This is a genomic window from Shigella sp. SIG3, assembly GCF_053555855.1.
The window spans coordinates 14,177-36,613 of record NZ_JBQZXE010000023.1; the positions used below are offsets into that span (position 1 = coordinate 14,177).

At 57.2% G+C, this 22,437-nt stretch carries 24 protein-coding genes and 2 pseudogenes; 22 read left to right on the forward strand and 4 right to left on the reverse strand.

Annotated elements, in window-relative coordinates; translation table 11 throughout:
- The first annotated feature begins 134 nt into the window (after nt 1-134).
- From yjdN to phnP, 15 genes are all read left to right on the forward strand, one after another.
- Nucleotides 135-578 carry a VOC family metalloprotein YjdN gene (yjdN, locus tag ACUU1I_RS06890; protein ID WP_001131335.1) on the forward strand — a complete coding sequence of 148 codons (444 nt, stop codon included), beginning with the start codon at nt 135-137 and terminating at the stop codon, nt 576-578.
- A gap of 132 nt (nt 579-710) precedes the next feature.
- On the forward strand, nt 711-1,499 hold the full coding sequence (phnC, locus tag ACUU1I_RS06895) for a phosphonate ABC transporter ATP-binding protein (protein ID WP_001193423.1): 789 nt from the start codon (nt 711-713) through the stop codon (nt 1,497-1,499).
- Between the two features lie 24 nt (nt 1,500-1,523).
- Nucleotides 1,524-2,540 carry a phosphonate ABC transporter substrate-binding protein gene (gene phnD / locus ACUU1I_RS06900; protein WP_000992022.1) on the forward strand — a complete coding sequence of 339 codons (1,017 nt, stop codon included), beginning with the start codon at nt 1,524-1,526 and terminating at the stop codon, nt 2,538-2,540.
- Nucleotides 2,541-2,645: 105 nt separating this feature from the next.
- Nucleotides 2,646-3,425: a phosphonate ABC transporter, permease protein PhnE gene (gene phnE / locus ACUU1I_RS06905; RefSeq protein WP_005065749.1), complete on the forward strand. Its 780-nt coding sequence runs from the start codon at nt 2,646-2,648 to the stop codon at nt 3,423-3,425.
- Between the two features lie 20 nt (nt 3,426-3,445).
- Nucleotides 3,446-4,171, forward strand: a complete 726-nt coding sequence (gene phnF, locus ACUU1I_RS06910) for a phosphonate metabolism transcriptional regulator PhnF (RefSeq protein ID WP_001295387.1) — start codon at nt 3,446-3,448, stop codon at nt 4,169-4,171.
- Nucleotides 4,172-4,624: a phosphonate C-P lyase system protein PhnG gene (gene phnG / locus ACUU1I_RS06915; RefSeq protein ID WP_000542797.1), complete on the forward strand. Its 453-nt coding sequence runs from the start codon at nt 4,172-4,174 to the stop codon at nt 4,622-4,624.
- Entirely contained in the window at nt 4,621-5,205 is a 585-nt protein-coding gene (gene phnH / locus ACUU1I_RS06920; RefSeq protein WP_000171589.1) for a phosphonate C-P lyase system protein PhnH, read from the forward strand. Before phnG ends, phnH begins: the two co-directional genes overlap by 4 nt.
- Nucleotides 5,205-6,269, forward strand: a complete 1,065-nt coding sequence (gene phnI / locus ACUU1I_RS06925; RefSeq protein WP_005065742.1) for an alpha-D-ribose 1-methylphosphonate 5-triphosphate synthase subunit PhnI — start codon at nt 5,205-5,207, stop codon at nt 6,267-6,269. The genes phnH and phnI overlap by 1 nt, the downstream gene beginning before the upstream one ends.
- On the forward strand, nt 6,262-7,107 hold the full coding sequence (gene phnJ, locus ACUU1I_RS06930) for an alpha-D-ribose 1-methylphosphonate 5-phosphate C-P-lyase PhnJ (RefSeq protein ID WP_000002298.1): 846 nt from the start codon (nt 6,262-6,264) through the stop codon (nt 7,105-7,107). Before phnI ends, phnJ begins: the two co-directional genes overlap by 8 nt.
- Nucleotides 7,104-7,862, forward strand: coding sequence for a phosphonate C-P lyase system protein PhnK (gene phnK / locus ACUU1I_RS06935; RefSeq protein ID WP_001075532.1), 759 nt, complete (start codon nt 7,104-7,106; stop codon nt 7,860-7,862). The genes phnJ and phnK overlap by 4 nt, the downstream gene beginning before the upstream one ends.
- A 110-nt stretch (nt 7,863-7,972) precedes the next feature.
- Entirely contained in the window at nt 7,973-8,653 is a 681-nt protein-coding gene (phnL, locus tag ACUU1I_RS06940) for a phosphonate C-P lyase system protein PhnL (protein WP_000611402.1), read from the forward strand.
- Nucleotides 8,650-9,786, forward strand: coding sequence for an alpha-D-ribose 1-methylphosphonate 5-triphosphate diphosphatase (gene phnM / locus ACUU1I_RS06945; protein WP_000586298.1), 1,137 nt, complete (start codon nt 8,650-8,652; stop codon nt 9,784-9,786). Before phnL ends, phnM begins: the two co-directional genes overlap by 4 nt.
- A complete protein-coding gene (phnN, locus tag ACUU1I_RS06950; RefSeq protein ID WP_000971875.1) occupies nt 9,786-10,343 on the forward strand; it encodes a ribose 1,5-bisphosphokinase in 558 nt (185 codons plus the stop codon). The genes phnM and phnN overlap by 1 nt, the downstream gene beginning before the upstream one ends.
- Nucleotides 10,330-10,764, forward strand: coding sequence for an aminoalkylphosphonate N-acetyltransferase (phnO, locus tag ACUU1I_RS06955; protein ID WP_001110501.1), 435 nt, complete (start codon nt 10,330-10,332; stop codon nt 10,762-10,764). The genes phnN and phnO overlap by 14 nt, the downstream gene beginning before the upstream one ends.
- Nucleotide 10,765: 1 nt before the next feature.
- On the forward strand, nt 10,766-11,524 hold the full coding sequence (gene phnP, locus ACUU1I_RS06960) for a phosphonate metabolism protein PhnP (protein WP_000059937.1): 759 nt from the start codon (nt 10,766-10,768) through the stop codon (nt 11,522-11,524).
- A gap of 146 nt (nt 11,525-11,670) precedes the next feature.
- Here phnP and yjdP read toward each other — a convergent pair whose 3' ends face one another.
- The 3 genes and pseudogenes from yjdP to ACUU1I_RS06975 form a co-directional block, all read right to left on the reverse strand.
- Nucleotides 11,671-12,000, reverse strand: a complete 330-nt coding sequence (gene yjdP, locus ACUU1I_RS06965; RefSeq protein ID WP_000806197.1) for a DDRRRQL repeat protein YjdP — start codon at nt 11,998-12,000, stop codon at nt 11,671-11,673.
- A gap of 68 nt (nt 12,001-12,068) precedes the next feature.
- On the reverse strand, nt 12,069-12,701 hold the full coding sequence (locus tag ACUU1I_RS06970) for an N-acetyltransferase (RefSeq protein ID WP_000636706.1): 633 nt from the start codon (nt 12,699-12,701) through the stop codon (nt 12,069-12,071).
- A gap of 80 nt (nt 12,702-12,781) precedes the next feature.
- Nucleotides 12,782-14,997 (reverse strand): annotated as a pseudogene (locus ACUU1I_RS06975) (ATP-binding protein).
- Nucleotides 14,998-15,110: 113 nt separating this feature from the next.
- On the opposite strand from ACUU1I_RS06975, the gene ACUU1I_RS06980 reads away from it, so the two are divergent.
- The 6 genes from ACUU1I_RS06980 to ACUU1I_RS07005 are packed head-to-tail and all read left to right on the forward strand — an operon-like array spanning nt 15,111 to nt 21,185.
- Nucleotides 15,111-16,631 carry a sugar ABC transporter ATP-binding protein gene (locus tag ACUU1I_RS06980; RefSeq protein ID WP_001089400.1) on the forward strand — a complete coding sequence of 507 codons (1,521 nt, stop codon included), beginning with the start codon at nt 15,111-15,113 and terminating at the stop codon, nt 16,629-16,631.
- Nucleotides 16,628-17,602, forward strand: a complete 975-nt coding sequence (locus ACUU1I_RS06985) for an ABC transporter permease subunit (protein ID WP_000213466.1) — start codon at nt 16,628-16,630, stop codon at nt 17,600-17,602. The genes ACUU1I_RS06980 and ACUU1I_RS06985 overlap by 4 nt, the downstream gene beginning before the upstream one ends.
- Before the next feature lie 30 nt (nt 17,603-17,632).
- A complete protein-coding gene (locus ACUU1I_RS06990) occupies nt 17,633-18,574 on the forward strand; it encodes an ABC transporter substrate-binding protein (protein ID WP_001237472.1) in 942 nt (313 codons plus the stop codon).
- A gap of 54 nt (nt 18,575-18,628) precedes the next feature.
- On the forward strand, nt 18,629-19,312 hold the full coding sequence (locus ACUU1I_RS06995; protein WP_000830346.1) for a D-lyxose/D-mannose isomerase: 684 nt from the start codon (nt 18,629-18,631) through the stop codon (nt 19,310-19,312).
- Between the two features lie 14 nt (nt 19,313-19,326).
- Nucleotides 19,327-20,187 (forward strand): ketose 1,6-bisphosphate aldolase, encoded by an 861-nt coding sequence (locus ACUU1I_RS07000; RefSeq protein ID WP_001128436.1) that lies wholly within the window; start codon nt 19,327-19,329, stop codon nt 20,185-20,187.
- Entirely contained in the window at nt 20,184-21,185 is a 1,002-nt protein-coding gene (locus tag ACUU1I_RS07005; protein WP_005065718.1) for a carbohydrate kinase family protein, read from the forward strand. The genes ACUU1I_RS07000 and ACUU1I_RS07005 overlap by 4 nt, the downstream gene beginning before the upstream one ends.
- Here ACUU1I_RS07005 and ACUU1I_RS07010 read toward each other — a convergent pair.
- Nucleotides 21,182-21,888, reverse strand: a pseudogene (locus ACUU1I_RS07010) (response regulator transcription factor). The gene ACUU1I_RS07005 and the pseudogene ACUU1I_RS07010 sit on opposite strands and share 4 nt — an antisense overlap.
- A 290-nt stretch (nt 21,889-22,178) precedes the next feature.
- Between ACUU1I_RS07010 and ACUU1I_RS07015 the strand changes: the two are divergent.
- On the forward strand, nt 22,179-22,437 hold a 259-nt coding region (locus ACUU1I_RS07015), incomplete at its 3' end, for a hypothetical protein (protein ID WP_449144821.1).

The following is a 22,437-nucleotide window of genomic DNA, read 5'->3' on the forward strand; positions in this document are numbered from 1 at the left end:
ATAAGGCGCTCGCGCCGCATCCGGCAACGATGCCGACTGCCTGATGCGACGCTTGCGCGTCTTATCAGGCAGCCTCTCATCTGTATAAATTTCGAACTACACTTAACTGGCTTCTCTTAACTGAGGTCACCATCATGCCGTTAAGTCCCTACCTCTCTTTTGCCGGTAACTGTTCCGACGCGATTGCCTATTATCAACGTACGTTGGGCGCGGAACTGCTCTATAAAATCAGCTTCGGCGAAATGCCGAAATCAGCGCAGGACAGCGCCGAGAACTGCCCTTCCGGAATGCAATTTCCCGATACCGCCATCGCTCATGCCAACGTGCGCATTGCCGGAAGCGACATCATGATGAGCGATGCTATACCGTCAGGAAAAGCCAGCTACTCCGGCTTTACGCTGGTGCTCGATTCGCAACAGGTCGAAGAAGGAAAACGCTGGTTTGATAACCTTGCCGCTAACGGAAAAATCGAAATGGCCTGGCAGGAAACTTTCTGGGCGCATGGCTTTGGCAAAGTCACCGATAAATTTGGCGTACCGTGGATGATTAATGTCGTCAAACAACAACCAACGCAATAACCCGCCGGGAGGCCCGCCCTCCCGCACTGTCATCGAATTCCCGTTAACTCTTCATCTGTTAGTCACTTTTAATTAACCAAATCGTCACAATAATCCGCCACGATGGAGCCACTTTTTTAGGGAGGCTGCATCATGCAAACGATTATCCGTGTCGAGAAGCTCGCCAAAACCTTCAATCAGCATCAAGCGCTGCATGCGGTTGATCTGAACATTCATCACAGTGAAATGGTGGCTCTGCTTGGGCCGTCGGGTTCCGGCAAATCCACCCTTTTACGTCATTTAAGCGGTTTGATTACCGGCGATAAATCCGCCGGTAGCCATATCGAGCTACTGGGCCGCACTGTCCAGCGCGAAGGCCGCCTGGCCCGCGATATCCGCAAAAGCCGCGCCAACACCGGCTACATCTTTCAACAATTCAACCTGGTGAACCGCCTGAGCGTACTGGAGAACGTGCTGATTGGCGCGCTCGGCAGCACGCCGTTCTGGCGCACCTGTTTTAGCTGGTTCACCGGCGAGCAGAAACAGCGCGCGTTACAGGCGCTGACCCGCGTTGGCATGGTGCATTTTGCCCATCAGCGCGTTTCCACCCTCTCCGGCGGCCAGCAGCAACGTGTGGCGATTGCCCGTGCGCTGATGCAGCAGGCGAAAGTGATTCTGGCCGATGAACCCATCGCCTCGCTGGACCCGGAATCAGCGCGCATCGTGATGGACACCCTGCGCGACATCAACCAGAACGACGGCATCACCGTGGTCGTCACGCTGCATCAGGTGGATTACGCCCTGCGCTACTGCGAACGCATCGTCGCCCTGCGTCAGGGGCACGTCTTCTACGACGGCAGCAGCCAACTGTTTGATAACGAACGTTTTGACCATCTCTACCGCAGCATTAACCGCATCGAAGAGAACGCGAAAGCTGCCTGATATCCCCATCATTGAGGAAAACGAATGAACGCTAAGATAATTGCCTCGCTGGCCTTCACCAGCATGTTCAGCCTCAGCACCCTGTTAACCCCGGCACACGCCGAAGAGCAGGAAAAGGCGCTGAATTTCGGCATTATTTCAACGGAATCACAGCAAAACCTGAAACCGCAATGGACGCCGTTTTTACAGGATATGGAGAAGAAACTGGGCGTGAAGGTCAACGCCTTCTTTGCCCCGGACTACGCGGGCATTATCCAGGGGATGCGCTTCAATAAAGTGGATATTGCCTGGTACGGCAACCTGTCGGCGATGGAAGCGGTGGATCGCGCCAATGGCCAGGTCTTCGCCCAGACGGTCGCGGCGGATGGATCGTCGGGTTACTGGAGCGTGTTGATCGTCAACAAAGACAGCCCGATCAACAACCTGAACGATCTGCTGGCGAAGCGGAAAGATCTCACCTTCGGCAATGGCGATCCTAACTCCACCTCTGGCTTCCTCGTCCCCGGTTACTACGTCTTCGCTAAAAACAATATCTCCGCCAGCGACTTCAAGCGCACCGTCAACGCCGGGCATGAAACCAACGCGCTGGCCGTCGCCAACAAGCAGGTGGATGTTGCCACCAACAACACCGAAAACCTCGACAAGCTGAAAACCTCCGCGCCGGAGAAGCTTAAAGAGCTGAAGGTGATCTGGAAATCGCCGCTGATCCTAGGCGATCCGATCGTCTGGCGCAAGAATCTGTCCGAAACTACCAAAGACAAGATCTACGACTTCTTTATGAACTACGGAAAAACGCCGGAAGAGAAAGCGGTGCTGGAACGCCTAGGCTGGGCGCCGTTCCGCGCTTCCAGCGACCTGCAACTGGTGCCGATTCGCCAGCTCGCACTGTTTAAAGAGATACAAAGCGTGAAAGGCAATAAAGGGCTGAATGAGCAGGACAAGCTGGCGAAAACCACCGAGATTCAGGCGCAGCTGGATGACCTGGACCGCCTGAACAACGCGTTAAGCGCGATGAGTTCGGTGAGTAAAGCGGTGCAGTAAATCGTAGGTCGGATAAGACGCCCCGGCGTCGCATCCGACAATGTGCAGGCGTTGATGCCGGATGCGGTGCAAGCACCTTATCCGGCCTACAGACCGGAGCCAAACATGCAAACCATCACCATCGCCCCACCCAAGCGTAGCTGGTTCTCGCTTCTGAGCTGGGCCGTTGTTCTCGCCGTGCTGGTCGTCTCGTGGCAGGGCGCGGAAATGGCCCCGCTTACGCTGATTAAAGACGGCGGCAACATGGCAACCTTCGCTGCCGACTTCTTCCCACCCGATTTCAGCCAGTGGCAGGATTACCTCACCGAAATGGCCGTCACGCTGCAAATCGCCGTCTGGGGCACCGCGCTGGCAGTGGTTCTCTCCATCCCCTTCGGTCTGATGAGCGCCGAAAACTTGGTGCCGTGGTGGGTTTACCAGCCCGTTCGCCGCCTGATGGACGCCTGCCGCGCCATTAACGAAATGGTCTTCGCCATGCTGTTCGTGGTCGCCGTCGGCCTCGGCCCGTTCGCTGGCGTGCTGGCGCTGTTTATCCACACCACCGGCGTGCTCTCCAAGCTGCTTTCCGAAGCGGAGGAAGCGATCGAACCCGGCCCGGTGGAAGGCATTCGCGCCACCGGCGCCAACAAACTCGAAGAGATCCTTTACGGCGTGCTGCCGCAGGTGATGCCGCTGCTGATCTCCTACTCCCTCTATCGCTTCGAATCCAACGTCCGCTCGGCGACCGTCGTCGGCATGGTCGGCGCGGGCGGGATCGGCGTCACCCTGTGGGAAGCGATTCGCGGTTTCCAGTTCCAGCAAACCTGCGCCCTGATGGTGCTTATCATCGTCACGGTCAGCCTGCTGGATTTCCTCTCTCAACGGTTGCGTAAGCACTTTATCTGATAAGCGAGGCATTGATATCTATGCACTTGTCTACACATCCGACCAGCTACCCAACACGCTATCAGGAGATAGCCGCAAAACTTGAGCAGGAGCTTCGTCAACACTACCGCTGCGGCGACTATCTTCCCGCCGAGCAGCAACTGGCGGCGCGCTTTGAGGTGAACCGCCACACCCTGCGCCGCGCCATCGACCAACTGGTGGAAAAAGGCTGGGTACAGCGCCGTCAGGGCGTCGGCGTGCTGGTGCTGATGCGCCCGTTCGATTACCCGCTCAACGCCCAGGCGCGTTTTAGCCAGAACCTGCTGGACCAGGGCAGCCATCCCACCAGCGAAAAACTGCTGTCGGTATTGCGCCCCGCGTCCGGTCACGTTGCTGACGCGCTGGGGATTACCGAGGGCGAGAACGTTATCCATTTGCGCACCCTGCGCCGGGTCAACGGCGTCGCGCTCTGTTTAATCGACCACTACTTTGCGGACCTCACCCTTTGGCCGACGCTGCAACGCTTCGACAGCGGTTCGCTGCACGATTTTCTGCGCGAGCAAACCGGAATTGCGCTGCGCCGCAGCCAGACGCGGATCAGCGCCCGCCGCGCCCAGGCCAAAGAGTGCCAGCGCCTTGAAATCCCGAATATGTCGCCGCTGCTGTGCGTGCGCACCCTTAACCACCGTGACGGTGAAAGCAGCCCGGCGGAGTACTCCGTCAGCCTGACGCGCGCCGACATGATTGAATTCACTATGGAGCACTGAATGCACGCAGATACCGCGACCCGCCAGCACTGGATGTCCGTACTGGCGCACAGCCAACCGGCTGAACTGGCAGCCCGCCTGAACGCGCTGAACATCACCGCCGACTATGAAGTGATCCGCACCGCCGAAACCGGCCTGGTACAGATTCAGGCGCGAATGGGCGGCACCGGCGAACGCTTTTTTGCCGGCGACGCCACGCTGACCCGCGCCGCCGTACGCCTGACTGACGGCACCCTCGGCTACAGCTGGGTGCTGGGGCGTGATAAACAGCACACCGAACGCTGCGCGCTGATTGATGCGCTGATGCAGCAATCTCGCCACTTTCAAAACTTATCAGAAACCCTTATTGCCCCGCTGGACGCTGACCGTATGGCACGCATTGCCGCACGCCAGGCCGAAGTGAACGCCAGCCGGGTCGACTTCTTTACGATGATTCGCGGAGACAACGCATGACCCTGGAAACCGCTTTTATGCTTCCCGTGCAGGATGCCCAGCACAGTTTTCGTCGCCTGTTAAAGGCCATAAGCGAGCCGGGCGTGATTGTCGCCCTGCATCAGCTCAAGCGCGGCTGGCAGCCGCTGAATATCGCCACCACCAGCGTGCTGCTGACGCTGGCTGATAACGACACGCCGGTGTGGCTTGCCGCGCCATTGAGTAACGATATCGTCAATCAGAGCCTGCGTTTTCATACCAACGCGCCGCTGGTCAGCCAGCCGGAACAGGCGACCTTCGCGGTGACGGATGACGGAATTTCCAGCAAACAGCTCAACGCCCTTTCCACCGGCACCGCCGTTGCGCCGGAAGCGGGCGCGACGCTGATTTTACAGGTCGCCAGCCTGAGCGGCGGGCGCATGTTGCGTCTCACCGGCGCGGGTATTGCCGAAGAACGAATGATCGCTCCGCAGCTGCCGGAGTGCATTCTGCACGAACTCACCGAGCGCCCGCACCCGTTCCCGCTCGGCATCGACCTGATCCTGACCTGCGGCGAACGCCTGCTGGCTATTCCGCGAACCACTCATGTGGAGGTGTGCTGATGTACGTTGCCGTGAAAGGGGGCGAAAAGGCGATCGACGCCGCCCACGCCCTGCAAGAGAGCCGACGCCGGGGCGATACCGATTTGCCCGAACTGAGCGTCGCCCAAATTGAACAGCAGCTTAATCTCGCGGTGGATCGCGTGATGACCGAAGGCGGCGTTGCCGACCGCGAACTGGCGGCGCTGGCGCTGAAACAGGCCAGCGGCGATAACGTTGAAGCAATTTTCCTGCTGCGCGCCTACCGCACCACGCTGGCGAAACTGGCGGTAAGCGAGCCGCTCGACACCACCGAGATGCGTCTCGAACGGCGTATTTCGGCGGTTTATAAAGACATTCCCGGCGGCCAGCTGCTTGGCCCAACCTACGACTACACCCATCGCCTGCTCGATTTCACCCTGCTGGCAAACGGTGAAGCGCCGACGCTGACCACCGCCGACAGCGAACAACAGCCGTCGCCGCACGTTTTCAGCCTGCTGGCGCGTCAGGGGCTGGCGAAGTTTGAAGAAGATAGCGGCGCACAGCCGGATGACATCACCCGCACGCCGCCGGTTTACCCCTGCTCACGCTCCTCCCGCCTGCAACAATTAATGCGCGGGGACGAAGGCTATTTGCTGGCGCTGGCCTACTCCACCCAGCGTGGTTACGGACGCAATCACCCGTTCGCGGGCGAGATCCGCAGTGGTTACATCGACGTGTCGATTGTGCCGGAAGAGCTGGGATTTGCGGTAAACGTCGGCGAACTGCTGATGACCGAGTGTGAAATGGTCAACGGTTTTATCGACCCGCCGGATGAGCCGCCGCACTTCACGCGCGGCTACGGGCTGGTATTCGGCATGAGCGAGCGCAAAGCGATGGCAATGGCGCTGGTTGACCGTGCGTTGCAAGCCCCGGAATACGGCGAGCACGCGACAGGCCCGGCGCAGGATGAAGAGTTCGTGCTGGCGCATGCCGACAACGTCGAAGCCGCAGGCTTTGTCTCGCACCTCAAACTCCCCCACTACGTCGATTTCCAAGCCGAACTGGAGCTACTCAAACGTCTGCAACAGGAGCAGAACCATGGCTAATCTGAGCGGCTACAACTTTGCCTACCTCGACGAGCAGACCAAACGCATGATCCGCCGCGCCATCTTAAAAGCGGTGGCTATCCCCGGTTATCAGGTGCCGTTTGGCGGGCGCGAGATGCCGATGCCCTACGGCTGGGGAACCGGCGGCATTCAGCTCACCGCCAGCGTGATTGGCGAAAGCGACGTGTTGAAGGTGATTGACCAGGGCGCAGACGACACCACTAACGCCGTGTCGATTCGCAACTTCTTCAAGCGCGTGACCGGGGTGAACACCACTGAACGTACGGACGATGCGACGCTTATCCAGACGCGCCATCGCATCCCCGAAACGCCGCTGACCGAAGATCAGATAGTTATTTTCCAGGTGCCGATCCCCGAACCGCTGCGCTTTATCGAGCCGCGCGAAACGGAAACCCGCACTATGCACGCGCTGGAGGAGTACGGCGTGATGCAGGTGAAACTGTATGAAGATATCGCCCGCTTCGGTCATATCGCCACCACCTATGCTTATCCGGTGAAGGTGAACGGGCGCTACGTGATGGACCCGTCGCCGATCCCGAAATTCGATAACCCGAAAATGGACATGATGCCCGCCCTGCAGCTGTTCGGCGCAGGGCGCGAGAAGCGCATCTATGCGGTGCCGCCGTTTACCCGCGTGGAAAGTCTCGATTTCGACGATCACCCGTTCACCGTTCAGCAGTGGGATGAGCCATGCGCCATCTGCGGATCGACCCACAGCTATCTCGACGAAGTGGTGCTGGATGACGCCGGAAACCGCATGTTTGTCTGCTCCGATACCGATTATTGCCGCCAACAGAGCGAGGCAAAAAACCAATGAATCAACCGTTACTTTCCGTCAATAACCTGACCCACCTTTACGCGCCGGGCAAAGGCTTTAGCGATGTCTCTTTTGATTTATGGCCGGGGGAAGTGCTGGGCATCGTCGGGGAATCCGGCTCCGGGAAGACCACGCTGCTGAAATCAATCTCCGCGCGCCTGACGCCGCAGCAGGGGGAGATTCGCTACGAGAATCGTTCGTTGTATGCGATGAGCGAGGCCGACCGCCGTCGCCTGCTGCGCACCGAATGGGGCGTGGTGCATCAGCATCCACTCGACGGCCTGCGTCGCCAGGTCTCGGCAGGCGGCAATATCGGCGAGCGGCTGATGGCGACCGGGGCCCGTCATTACGGCGACATCCGCGCCACCGCGCAGAAGTGGCTGGAAGAGGTGGAGATTCCCGCCAACCGGATCGACGACCTGCCGACCACCTTTTCCGGCGGCATGCAGCAACGTTTGCAGATTGCCCGCAACCTGGTGACGCATCCGAAGCTGGTGTTTATGGACGAGCCAACCGGTGGGCTGGATGTGTCGGTGCAGGCACGCCTGCTCGATCTACTGCGCGGCCTGGTGGTGGAGCTGAACCTGGCGGTGGTGATTGTCACCCATGATTTAGGCGTCGCCCGCCTGCTAGCGGACCGTTTGCTGGTGATGAAGCAGGGGCAAGTAGTGGAGAGTGGGTTAACCGACCGCGTGCTCGACGACCCGCACCATCCGTATACCCAGCTGCTGGTGTCATCGGTTTTGCAGAATTGAGCCGGTGCCGGATGCGGCGTAAACGCCTTATCTGGCCTACAAATGCGCTCCCCGTAGGTCGGATAAGACGCATCAGCGTCGCATCCGACACCCGAACCACGAGGCGAAAAATGATTAACGTACAAAACGTCAGTAAAACCTTCATCCTGCACCAGCAAAACGGCGTGCGCCTGCCCGTCCTCAACCGCGCCTCGCTCACCGTCAACGCGGGCGAATGCGTGGTGCTCCACGGCCACTCCGGCAGCGGCAAATCAACCCTGCTGCGCTCGCTGTACGCCAACTATCTGCCCGATGAAGGGCAAATCCAGATCAAACACGGTGACGAGTGGGTAGACCTGGTCACCGCGCCAGCGCGCAAAGTGGTGGAGATCCGCAAAACCACCGTCGGCTGGGTGAGCCAGTTTCTGCGCGTCATCCCGCGTATTTCAGCACTGGAAGTGGTGATGCAGCCGCTGCTCGATACCGGCGTACCGCGTGAAGCCTGCGCCGCTAAAGCCGCGCGTCTGCTCACCCGCCTGAACGTGCCGGAACGCCTGTGGCACCTGGCGCCATCAACCTTCTCCGGCGGCGAACAGCAGCGCGTCAACATCGCCCGCGGCTTTATCGTCGACTACCCGATTCTGCTGCTCGACGAACCTACCGCCTCGCTGGACGCCAAAAACAGCGCCGCGGTGGTGGAACTGATCCGCGAAGCCAAAGCTCGTGGCGCAGCCATTGTCGGCATCTTCCATGACGAAGCCGTACGTAATGACGTTGCCGACCGCCTGCACCCAATGGAAGCCTCTTCATGATTATCAATAACGTCAAATTGGTGCTGGAAAACGAAGTGGTACACGGTTCACTGGAGGTGCAGGACGGCGAAATCCGCGCCTTTGCCGAAAGCCAGAGCCGCCTGCCGGAGGCGATGGACGGCGAAGGCGGCTGGCTGCTGCCGGGGCTGATTGAGCTGCATACCGATAATCTGGATAAATTCTTCACCCCGCGCCCGAAAGTCGACTGGCCCGCCCATTCGGCGATGAGCAGCCACGACGCGCTGATGGTGGCAAGCGGCATCACCACCGTACTGGACGCCGTGGCGATTGGTGATGTGCGCGACGGCGGCGATCGGTTGGAGAATCTGGAGAAGATGATCAACGCCATCGAAGAGACGCAGAAACGCGGCGTCAACCGCGCCGAGCACCGTCTGCTCCTGCGCTGCGAACTGCCGCATCACACCACGCTGCCGCTGTTTGAAAAACTGGTGCAGCGCGAGCCGGTGACGCTGGTGTCGCTGATGGACCACTCGCCGGGCCAGCGCCAGTTCGCCAACCGCGAGAAGTATCGCGAATATTATCAGGGCAAATACTCGCTCACCGATGCGCAGATGCAGCAGTACGAAGAAGAGCAACTGGCGCTTGCCGCACGCTGGTCGCAGCCGAATCGCGAATCCATCGCCGCCCTGTGCCGCGCGCGACAAATTGCGCTCGCTAGCCATGATGACGCCACCCACGCCCACGTTGCCGAATCCCACCTGCTTGGCAGCGTGATCGCCGAATTTCCCACCACGTTTGAAGCGGCGGAAGCCTCGCGCAAGCATGGCATGAACGTACTGATGGGCGCGCCGAATATCGTGCGCAGCGGTTCGCACTCCGGCAACGTGGCGGCCAGTGAACTGGCGCAGCTTGGCCTGCTGGATATCCTCTCTTCCGACTACTACCCCACCAGCCTGCTGGATGCGGCATTTCGCGTCGCCGATGACCAGAGCAACCGCTTTACGCTGCCGCAGGCGGTGAAGTTAGTGACCCAAAATCCGGCGCAGGCGCTTAATCTTCAGGATCGCGGGGTGATTGGCGAGGGCAAACGCGCGGACCTGGTGCTGGCACATCGCAAGGACAATCATATTCATATCGACCACGTCTGGCGTCAGGGTAAAAGGGTGTTCTGATGATGGGAAAACTGATTTGGTTAATGGGGCCGTCCGGCTCCGGGAAAGACAGCCTGCTGGCGGAAATCCGCCTGCGGGAACAAACTCAGTTACTGGTGGCGCATCGCTACATTACGCGCGACGCCAGCGCCGGAAGTGAAAACCATATCGCCCTGAGCGAGCAGGAGTTTTTTACCCGCGCGGGGCAAAATCTGTTGGCCTTAAGCTGGCACGCTAACAGTCTGTATTATGGCGTCGGCGTTGAGATTGATCTCTGGCTGCACGCCGGATTCGACGTGCTGGTCAACGGCTCACGCGCCCATCTGCCGCAGGCGCTGGCGCGCTATCAATCGGCGCTGCTGCCCATTTGCTTACTGGTTTCGCCGGAGATCCTGCGCCAGCGCCTCGAAAACCGTGGTCGTGAAAATGCCAGTGAAATTAACGCCCGACTAGCACGCGCTGCCCGCTATACTCCTCAGGATTGTCTTACGCTCAATAATGACGGCAGCCTGCGCCAGTCGGTCGACAAGCTGCTGACGCTGATTCATCAGAAGGAGAAACACCATGCCTGCTTGTGAGCTTCGCCCGGCTACGCAGTACGACACCGACGCAGTTTACGCGCTGATTTGTGAGCTAAAACAGGCGGAGTTTGACCACCATGCGTTTCGCGTGGGCTTTAACGCCAACCTGCGCGACCCAAACATGCGCTACCATCTGGCGCTGCTGGATGGCGAAGTTGTCAGCATGATCGGCCTGCATTTGCAGTTTCATCTGCATCATGTCAACTGGATCGGCGAAATTCAGGAACTGGTGGTGATGCCGCAGGCGCGCGGTCTGAACGTCGGCAGTAAATTACTGGCATGGGCAGAAGAAGAAGCCCGCCAGGCCGGGGCCGAAATGACCGCGCTTTCGACCAACGTGAAACGCCACGACGCGCACCGTTTCTATCTGCGAGAAGGCTACGAGCAGAGTCACTTCCGCTTCACCAAGGTGCTGTAACATGAGCCTGACCCTCACGCTCACCGGCACTGGCGGCGCACAGGGCGTTCCGGCATGGGGCTGCGAGTGCGCGGCCTGCGACCGAGCGCAGCGCTCACCGCAGTATCGCCGCCAGCCATGCAGCGGCGTAGTGAAGTTTAACGACGCAATCACCCTGATCGACGCCGGGCTGCACGATCTCGCCGATCGCTGGTCGCCCGGATCGTTCCAGCAGTTTTTGCTGACGCATTATCATATGGATCACGCCCAGGGGCTGTTTCCGCTGCGCTGGGGCGTGGGCGATCCGATCCCGATCTACGGCCCGCCGGATGACCAGGGTTGCGACGATCTGTTTAAACATCCGGGCCTGCTTGATTTCAGCCACACAGTGGAACCGTTTGTGGTGTTTGATTTGCAGGGGTTGCAGGTCACGCCGCTGCCGCTTAACCACTCAAAACTGACCTTCGGTTATCTGCTGGAAACGGCACATAGCCGGGTGGCGTGGCTATCTGACACCGCTGGCCTGCCGGAAAAAACGCTGAAATTTTTACGCAATAATCAGCCACAGGTAATGGTGATTGATTGCAGCCACCCGCCGCGCGCGGATGCGCCGCGTAATCACTGTGATTTAAATACCGTGCTTGCGCTGAATCAGGTTATCCGCTCGCCACGGGTGATTCTGACCCATATCAGCCACCAGTTTGATGCGTGGCTGATAGAAAACGCACTGCCGTCGGGGTTTGAGGCGGGGTTTGATGGGATGGAGATTGGGGTGGCGTGATGAGAGGGAATGTGCGCGCTGGTCCCCTCACCCTAACCCTCTCCCCAGAGGGGCGAGGGGAGTGATTGTGCTCGATATTGAATATTGCGCTGGTTTTCTCCCTCTCCCCATTGGGGTGAGGGGCGATGCCTGCTCCATACCCAACCTCATCGCCCATACTCATCTTCCATTCTCCGCTCTTCATCTTCTAGCTGCCGACGCTCCTGATCAAGCTGGCGCTGGCGATCGTCCAGCTGCCTGCGGCGATCTTCAAACTGGCAGCGGCGGTCGTCATATTGTCTGCGCCGATCGTCGCTCACTTCACGCTGCCAGCCGTCGTCGCGCGAATCTTCATAGTCTCGCCCACGGTCAGAGTTATAAGCGTCATTAATCGCCTGCTGAATATTACCAATAGTATCGTCGATAATATCGGCCTGGGCCGGAACGGTGGACAGCGTGAGCAGGGTGAAAAGAAAAAGCGTGGAGTAAGGTTTCATAAGCCAGTCTCTGCGATGGACTGGCTTAACGTTAGTTGAGTGTGAATGACCGGAGTAGCGGAGTAATCTCAAATTCGGTAAGGCGCAGACTCTTCCATTAGCTGGTTAGCTCGCTGTTTATTTTCCGCCACCAATACAATGCCATGACATTTTTGATCCGGTGAAATACTCCAGATACGCTCTTCCGGAATGCAGCAGCCATCGTAGATCACTTTCGTGCCATCGTAGGGCCAAAATGCCCCTTGTTCAGTGTCTAATACAAACACGGAAATCTGATCGGACTCGCGCGCGATCTTCTGCCAGAGCATCTTCCCGCCATCATATTGATCAAAATCGCTGATTAGCGTGATACCGCATTGCAGGATTAGCGCTTCATACAGCCGAGTTGCCAGACCCTTATCGCGCTCACCTGGAGAGACACAAATACCTTCCACCTGTACCAGATCCGAGTCTTCCCACCAGCGTTCAACGGCAATGATATCGCTGCCGAACTCTTTTTTACGCTGCAGATCGAGAGCGGCAAGTACCCGATGACGCGGCACGCCTGCAAAAACTTCAATGTCCGCTTCAATGATGGCCGCTCTTGGCGTCTGGTTGTCATAAATTACCTGTAACAGACGTCCAGAAAGCTCGATCTCTTCCACCACGCGAAAAGAACGAGCAACCGTCATAGGGCTATAGGTGGTTGGCATCACGATCATATGTAAATCACTTCAATTCAGAACAGAATTGCTCACAATAGCAGCACGTTTGCTTCGAGCCTCTTGATAAATTCTGAAAATCATCCCTCAATTTGCCCCAGCACCTGCGCCAGCTGCGCGCGGGTAAAGGGTTTGCGCAGCAGCGCCACGTCCGGCAGCGCGGGGTTATGGCTGGGGCGTAAATCCTGACCGCTGATGAGTAGCAGCGTCAGGTGCGGGTAAAGTTTGCGGGCCGCATTGACCACTTCTGCGCCGCTCATGCCGCCAGCAGGTCCAGCGCCTGTTCGCCGCTGCTCGCTTCCAGTGTCAAATAGCCCAGCAGGTGCAACTGCTCGCAGATGGTCTGGCGCACCGCGGCTTCATCTTCCAGCACTAACACCAGTTTATCGCCATTAACAGCTGTCTGTTCTACCGCCGCTGGCGATAGGTTTTTCGCCGCCGTCAGCGCGCGGGGAAGCTGTAATCTGACCGTTGTCCCCTGCCCCGGCGCGCTTTCAATTTCCACGCGCCCGCCGGACTGGCGCACGAAACCATAGACCATCGACAAGCCCAGCCCGCTGCCGCTCCCCGTCTGTTTGGTGGTAAAGAACGGCTCGAACACCTGGCTTTTCACCGCCTGCGACATACCGCTGCCATGATCGATGACCTCCAGTGCCACCATGTCCTGACGCTGCCCACTGCTGCGGGTAACACGCTGATTCCAGGTACGAATTTTGATAATTCCCGTCTGCCCTTCCATCGCGTCGCGGGCGTTCATCACCAGGTTGATGATGGCGTTTTCCAGTTGGCTGACGTCAATCCACGCGGACCACGCCGGAGACTGCGCTTCAATCTCAATCGTCAGCGTCGCCGGTAAGGAGTGGCGCATTAATTCGCTTAACTCTTCCAGCAGTGTTTTTAGTTCAACGGCTTGCGGATGTAAGGACTGCTTGCGGGAAAATGCCAACAATCGCTGGGTCAGTAGCGCGCCACGTTCGGCGGCTTGCTGCGCCCGCTGTATTCGCGGCGCGTCGGGTGAGTTCGTGTTCACCAGTTCCAGGCTACCAATAATTACCGCCAGCAGATTATTAAAATCATGGGCCAGCCCGCCCGTCAGTTGCCTGACCGCTTTTAACTTCTGGCTGTGCAATAGCGCCTCTTCCAGCCCCTGCCGCTCGGTTTGGGCAATCTCCATCTGCGTGGTTTTCTCTTTCAACAGCCGTGACGTTCGTTCAAGTGATGCGGTATTGCGGGCAAAAACGTTAAAGGCGCGCGCCAGTTCACCCAACTCATCGCGCCGCTGTAACGCCGGAAAAGTGACGTCCGCTTCGCCGTGCGCCAGGCGGCTCATCGCGCGGGAAATCGCCGTCAGGTTAGAGCCGAGATTGCGATAGATATACCAACCTGCAAACGCGGTGATCACCACCGCTAACAGGGCGAAAATCATGATCAGCCTCTCGCCGGAGCGCAAATCCTGGTAACTTTGCTCCACCCGCTGACCAGAGAGCGTCGCCACCTGTTCGGCGTAACGGTTGATGTCGCCATTAAGGATCGCCACCAGCGCTTTGATGTGAAACATATACCAGCTGATTGCCAGATCGCTTTGCTCCAGAGCCGCCGAAAGTGGCGCGAGTTTACGCAGTTCACGATTAAAATCAGCGAGTAGCGTATTAACCAATGGCGTATCGCTGTGAGTTGGCAAGGCAGACATCACTCCGACCAGTTGATGAATAATCGCCTGCGGCGCGGGGGTGGCAATGGCGGCAACAATCAGTCGGTTCATCTCTTTAAGCAAAATATTATCTTGCGCGTGAGTGACTTTTTGCAGATGCCGCAGATAACTTAAGTTTTGATACAGCGAACTTAACAGCGCGTTACGCTCCAGATGCCGCCTTTGCCCGCGTTCCAGCATTCCGCCGACGCTGGTTTGCAGTTCGTTGCTACGCGTGATGATGCGCGTCACCAGCCCGGCTTCCTGCTGCGCTAAAGGCGCGTTCGCCAGTTGTGCAAGCGAGCTTTTTAATGCCCGCTGTGTCTCCTGCAACCGCTCGGCTTCGCCTTTATATTCCAGTGCTCCCACCACCTGCGACAATCGCACTGCCGCCGTTGCCACGTTTGCCGTGTCGCGCGCCAGATTCAGGCTGCCGGTCATATCATCTACAGTTTGCTGCTTCACCAGCTCTTGCATCTGGCTGGCATGACGAAAGCCCATTACCGCCACGCCGCTGACCATCAACGTCACCGCCACCACCAGCAAATTCAAAAGCAGCAATCGCCCGCGCGCGCTGGCAAAAAAGTGACGTCCGGGGTGCGCCATATCACGCTCCGTGAAGAAAAATCGCAATATGACAAATATGAACGGCTTCTGACATTTTGCATTTACTTTCCTGTGATGGAGTGCTGATATCGACAACCTCGCAGGAGTCCACCATGAACAGCACGCCGGTTCTTGAGATGCGCAATATTGCCAAAGCCTTCGGCAAATTTTATGCGCTCAAAGGGGTGGATTTGACGGTCTACCCTGGCGAGATCCATGCCCTGATGGGGGAAAACGGCGCGGGAAAAAGCACGCTGATGAAGGTGCTGGCGGGGGCGTATACCGCCACCAGCGGCGAGATCCTGATAGACGGCAAGCCCTTTCACATTCGCACGCCAAAAGATGCCTTAAGCGCCGGTATTACGCTGATTTATCAGGAGATGCAGCTGGCACCCAATTTGACGGTGGCAGAAAATATTTTCCTCGGCAGCGAGCTTTCCCACGGCGGGCTGGTGCAGCGAAAAGAGATGCTGGTGCAGGCGCAAAGAGTGATCGACCGCCTCGGCGCGCAGTTTAACGCCAGCGATAAGGTCATGACGCTGACCATTGCCGAACAACAGCAGGTCGAAATCGCCCGCGCGCTACATCGCAACAGCCGCATTCTGGTGATGGACGAACCCACCGCTGCCCTCTCCTCCCGTGAAACTCACCGTCTTTTTGAACTGATTATGCGGCTGCGCGATGAAGGGATGGCGATTATCTACATCAGCCACCGTATGGCGGAAGTGTATGAGCTTTCCGATCGCGTCAGCGTGCTGCGCGACGGGCAATACGTTGGCAGCCTGACCCGCGATAACCTCAATGCCGGGGAGCTGGTGCGGATGATGGTCGGCAGGCCACTGAGCGATCTGTTCAATAAAGAGCGCGATATCCCGCTCGGTAAAGCCCGCCTGAATGTTCACCACCTGACCGACGGCGGCAAAGTCCAGCCGAGCTGCCTGCAGGTGCTTTCCGGCGAAATTGTTGGCCTCGCCGGGCTGGTGGGAGCCGGACGTTCCGAACTGGCGCAGTTAATTTTCGGCGTGCGGAAAGCGACAGGCGGAATGATTGAAGTCGATGGCGAACCGGTGGTGATCCACTCCCCGCGCGAAGCCATCGATCTTGGCATTGGTTTTCTCACCGAAAACCGCAAAGAACAAGGCTTATTCCTTGAAATGGCGGCAGTCGAAAACATCACTATGGCAACCCTGGAGCGCGATGCCAGCTGGGGAATGCTCAATCGCAAAAAAGCGCAAACCATTTCCGATGACGCCATTAAGTTGCTCAACATTCGCGTGCCTCATGCCCAGGTACGCGCGGGCGGGCTTTCCGGCGGCAATCAGCAAAAACTGTTGATCTCCCGCTGGGTGGCGATTGGCCCGCGCATTTTACTGCTCGATGAACCCACCCGCGGCGTGGACGTTGGCGCAAAAAGTGAGATCTACCGGATCATGAACGAGATGGCGCGCAAGGGCGTGGCGATCCTGATGATCTCCAGCGAACTGCCGGAGATAGTGGGAATGAGCGATCGCGTCCATGTGATGCGCGAAGGCAGCATTGCCGGTGAGCTAAATGGCAAAAACATCACCCAGGAAAACATTATGACCTTAGCGACTGGCGTCAACGACGCCCATTCCCAGGCGGTGACCTCATGACGACCTCTGCAAAAACCTCTGCCAAAAAAATGCTGATGAGCGATCTGATGCAAACGGTCGGCATTTTGCCCATTTTGATCCTGATCGTAGCGGTATTTGGCTTTATCGCGCCAAACTTTTTTACCGAAAGCAACCTGCTAAATATTACCCGCCAGGCGTCGATCAACATTGTGCTGGCGGCGGGGATGACCTTCATCATTTTGACCGGTGGGATCGATCTTTCTGTAGGTTCAATCCTCGGCACCACGGCGGTGGCGGCAATGGTTGTCTCCCTTAGCCCGGAGTTCGCCATGTTGTCTATCCCGGCGGCGCTGATGCTCGGCCTGCTGCTGGGGCTGTTCAACGGCGCGCTGGTGGCCTTTGCCGGATTGCCGCCGTTTATCGTCACGCTTGGCACCTATACGGCGCTGCGCGGGGCGGCGTATCTGCTGGCTGATGGCACCACGGTTATCAACTCCAACATTAATTTCGAGTGGATAGGCAATAACTATCTCGGGCCGGTCCCGTGGCTGGTGGTGATTGCGCTGGCGGTGATCGTGCTGTGCTGGTTTATTCTGCGTCGCACCACGCTTGGCGTTCATATCTACGCCGTCGGTGGCAATATGCAGGCGGCGCGTCTTACCGGCATTAAGGTCTGGCTGGTGCTGCTGTTTGTTTATGGCATGAGCGGCCTGCTTTCAGGGCTTGGCGGGATTATGAGCACCTCGCGGCTGTACAGCGCCAACGGCAACTTAGGTATGGGTTACGAACTGGATGCCATTGCGGCGGTGATCCTCGGCGGCACCAGTTTTGTCGGCGGCATCGGCACCATCACCGGCACGCTGGTGGGGGCGCTAATTATCGCCACGCTCAACAATGGCATGACCTTAATGGGCGTCTCTTACTTCTGGCAGCTGGTGATCAAAGGGGCGGTGATCATCATTGCGGTGCTTATCGACAAATACCGTACCCGACATCATCAAAGTGCATAACAACAATACCCTACACATGAGGAATACAGCATGAGATTGAAGCCCTTAGTGACCGCGCTCTGTGCAGGCGCGCTGCTGGCCGCAGCACCGTTCGCCCAGGCGAAAGATCTGAAATCGATAGGCGTAACGGTAGGTGACCTGGCGAACCCGTTCTTCGTACAGATCACCAAAGGCGCGGAGCTGGAAGCACGCAAACTGGCGGGCGATAACGTCAAAGTGACGCTGGTTTCCAGCGGCTACGATCTGGGTCAGCAGGTCTCGCAGATAGACAACTTTATCGCCGCTAACGTCGATATGATCATCCTTAACGCTGCCGATTCAAAAGGGATCGGCCCGGCGGTGAAACGGGCAAAAGACGCCGGGATCGTGGTGGTGGCGGTTGACGTGGCGGCAGAAGGTGCCGATGCCACCATCACTTCCGATAACACCCAAGCAGGCGAAATGGCCTGTAAATACATCACCGATCGCCTGAAAGGCAAAGGCAACGTGGTGATCATCAACGGACCGCCGGTGTCCGCCGTGCAAAACCGCGTCGAAGGCTGCCAGACCGAATTTAAACGCCATCCTGACATCAAGGTGCTCTCTGACAACAAGAACGCCAAAGGCAGTCGTGAGGGCGGGCTGGAGGTGATGACCGGGCTGCTGGCGGCAAATCCGAAGATCGACGGCGTATTTGCGATTAACGATCCGACAGCGATCGGTGCCGATCTGGCAGCAAAACAGGCGCAACGTAACGAGTTCTTTATTGTCGGCGTGGATGGAAGCCCGGACGCCGAAGAGGCGCTCAAGCGTGAGAACTCGTTGTTTGTCGCTACTCCGGCGCAAGATCCACAGGTGATGGCAGCGAAAGCGGTTGAGATCAGTTATGACATTTTGCAGGGCAAACCTGCGCCGAAAGAGCCGGTGCTGATCCCGGTGACGATGATCGATAAAAACAACGTCGGCAATTACAAAGGCTGGACGGTGAAATAAGTCCACACGCCGGGCGGCGATGCTGCCCGGCCACCGCTAAGGAGAACGCTTTCGATGAAACGCTCCGCTATAAACAACATTCTCGGCCATACACGGCAATTCTTTTCGCAACATGACGTACATCTGCCGCCCTTTGCCAGTTTCTCTCCTGCTCAATGGCAGCAGCTCGACACCGCCGCGTGGGAGGTGGTTTTTGATCTCAAACTCGGCTGGGATGTTACCGCTTTTGGTGGTAACAACTTTGCAGCACAGAGGCTGACGCTGTTTACCCTGCGTAACGGCTCAGCAAAAGGAATGCCGTATGTGAAATGTTACGCCGAGAAGATCATGCATGTGCGCGATGCGCAGGTCACGCCAATGCATTTTCACTGGCGTAAGCGTGAGGACATCATCAATCGCGGCGGCGGCAATTTGATTGTTGAACTGTGGAATGCCGATAGCAACGAGCAAACAGTTGATACCGACGTTACGGTGGTGATCGACGGCTGCCGCCAGACTCATGTCGCAGGCAGTCAGTTACGCCTGTCCCCCGGCGAAAGTATCTGCCTGCCGCCCGGCCTGTATCACAGCTTTTGGGCGGAAACCGGTTTTGGCGATGTTCTGGTTGGCGAAGTCTCTTCTGTCAATGACGACGACCACGATAACCACTTTTTACAACCGCTGGACCGCTACAACCTGATTGACGAAGACGAACCGGCCCAGCTGGTGTTGTGTAACGAATACCGCCAGTTCCTCTGAATAAGGATAACGTTATGCCGTTGATTTCTCTCGCTGAAGGGCTGGCACATGCCCGCGAACATCACTATGCGTTAGGTGCGTTTAATGTGCTGGACTCACACTTTTTACGCGCCTTGTTTGCTGCTGCCAGACAAGAACGTTCGCCCTTTATTATCAACATTGCCGAAGTACATTTTAAATATATCTCGCTGGATTCCCTGGTCGAGACAGTGAAATTTGAAGCGGCGCGTCAAGCGATTCCGGTGGTATTAAATCTCGATCACGGGCTGCATTTTGAATCGGTGGCGCAAGCGTTGCGGCTGGGATTCAGCTCGGTAATGTTTGATGGCTCCACGCTGGGGTATGAAGAGAATATCCGCCAGACGCGGGAAGTGGTGAAAATGTGCCATGCCGTTGGCGTATCGGTAGAAGCTGAACTGGGCGCGGTGGGTGGTGACGAAGGCGGTGCGCTTTACGGTCATGCCGATGAATCTCTGTTTACCGATCCGCAGCTGGCGCGTGATTTTGTCGACCGTACCGGCATTGACGCGCTGGCCGTGGCGATTGGCAATGCGCACGGCAAATATCGCGGCGAACCGAAACTCGATTTCCCGCGCCTCGACGCTATCCGCCAGCAGGCGGCTATCCCGCTGGTATTACACGGCGGTTCAGGGATTAGAGATGCCGATTTCCGCCGCGCCATCGAACTGGGTATCCACAAAATCAATTTCTACACCGGCATGTCACAAGCGGCGCTGGCTGCCGTTGAGGCCCGAATGGCGCACCGTCAGCCGATGTATGACGAGTTTGCCGAGTTACTACTAGCAGTGGAAGCCGCCATCAGCGATACGGTTGCACAACAGATGCGTATTTTCGGCAGTGCGGGGCAGGCATGATGGAACGTAAAGGGATTATCGCCGCAGGCAATATGCTGGTTGACCACGTCCACCAGATTATCCAGTGGCCAGAGCGCGGCTGGCTGGCGGAGATTACCCACAGCGAACGCTCCACCGGCGGCGCGCCGCTTAACGTCCTGCTGACACTGGCGAAAATGCGCACCGGGTTGCTGTTACAGGCGGTCGGGCTAATCGGTCAGGACAGCGACGGCGATTACATTATGGCGATGCTTGAGCAATATCACGTCAATCGTCAGCATGTGCAGCGCACTACCTTTGCCCCGACGTCAATGTCGCAGGTAATGACTGATCCAAGCGGGCAGCGGACGTTTTTCCATTCGCCAGGTGCAAACAGACTTTTGGATCTTCCGGCGTTCGATCAGCTCGATAACACCATGAAGATTTTCCATCTCGGCTATTTACTGTTGCTCGACAGCCTGGATATGCCGGACGATGTTTACGGCACCCGTAGCGCACGCCTGCTGGCGCAAATGCGTGATACTGGCTTTGAAACCTCACTCGACCTGGTCTCCCGCAAGGGCGATCCGCGTTATCAGCCGCTGGTGTTGCCCGCGTTGCGCCATCTGGATTACCTGGTAATTAACGAACTGGAGGCCGGGGAGTTTAGCGGGCTGGAAATTCGGTTACCCAACGGCGAACCGCATATCGCGCATATTGCTGCCGCCGCGCGTGAACTGTTAGATGCGGGCGTGCGCCAGCGTGTGGTGATCCACTGCCCGGAAGGGGCGTGGGGAGAGACCCCGGAACAGTGCGGCGTGTGGATCCCTTCGCAAAAGTTAGAACAACGGGAAATTATCGGCAGCGTCGGTGCGGGCGATGTATTTTGTGCCGGATTTTTATATGGCTGCCATGAACGCTGGACGCTTACCGAGAGCATCAAACTGGCACACGCCTGCGCGCGAGCAAGCCTGTTATGCGCCAATGCCATCGACGGGGCGAAAACGCTGGAAGAGCTGCAAACAGAAATGTCGGATTAATGCACGTCGGCAGCGAAGACATACCCCAGACCGCGCAGAGTTTTAATCAACATCGGCTGATGCGGGTTGAGTTCGATTTTGCGTCGTAAGCGCATGATTAATACGTCGATGGTGCGATCAAACACCTCCACGCTGTCGCTATGAGTGAACGCCAGCAGCTGTTCGCGGCTTAATACCCGACGGGCATTTTGAGCCAGGGCCAGTAACAAGCCATATTCGCCCTGAGTCAGCTCGACATGTTGTTGTAGCGGACTATGCAGTTGGCAGCGAATGGTATCGAGATACCAGCCATTGAATGACAGCCCGGCGTTTTTCTCCTCATTAACCGCCAGCGCGCCAACCCGTCGCAACACGCTTTCAGTCGTGCGACCACCACCCGTGGGGTGAACGGCTTGCAGATGTAATCATCCGCGCCCATTTCCAGCCCGACCACCACATCAGACTCACTCCCCATTCCGGTCAACATCACCACAGGCAATGCCGGACGCAGTTTCTGGATTTGCTGCAATACCCTCAGGCCGTTGGTATCGGGCAGCATCATATCCAGCACCACCAGCGCAATGTCAGGCTCGCCCTCAATACGCGATATGGCCTCCTGTCCGGTATGGCTGACTGAAACCGTAAAGACATGTTCACTTAACACGTCCTGCAACAGTGCGCAGATAGCCGTGTCATCATCCACCACCAGCACGACGGGTTTCATGGTTACACTCCGCATCATTCATCTAATTAATCATTGTGCGTACTTCTTGTCGAAGTGAAAGCGGAAAGTAATATAAATAATAAAAATATAAGTCAGGTCACATTATTGATGATAGTAATAAATATGCCGTGCTTTTCCCTCTTCAGCACAAATGCCTAATAAAATGGCGCGTTCCGCTCACACTTCCACTTATTAAAGTCGCAAATTCCCAATTATGATAACCCCAGCTTTAAATGACGTATTTTGCATGGATTACATATTTACGACACAAATGATAAATGGAGATTTATATGAATAACTCTCGGTTATTCCGTTTGAGCAGAATTGTTATTGCGTTAACTGCCGCCAGCGGCATGATGGTAAATACCGCTAACGCGAAAGAGGAAGCGAAAGCCGCCACTCAATATACCCAACAGGTTAATCAGAATTACGCCAAATCATTACCGTTTAGCGATCGTCAGGATTTTGACGACGCTCAGCGTGGATTTATCGCTCCGCTGCTGGATGAAGGTATTCTGCGCGATGCTAATGGCAAACCATATTATCGCG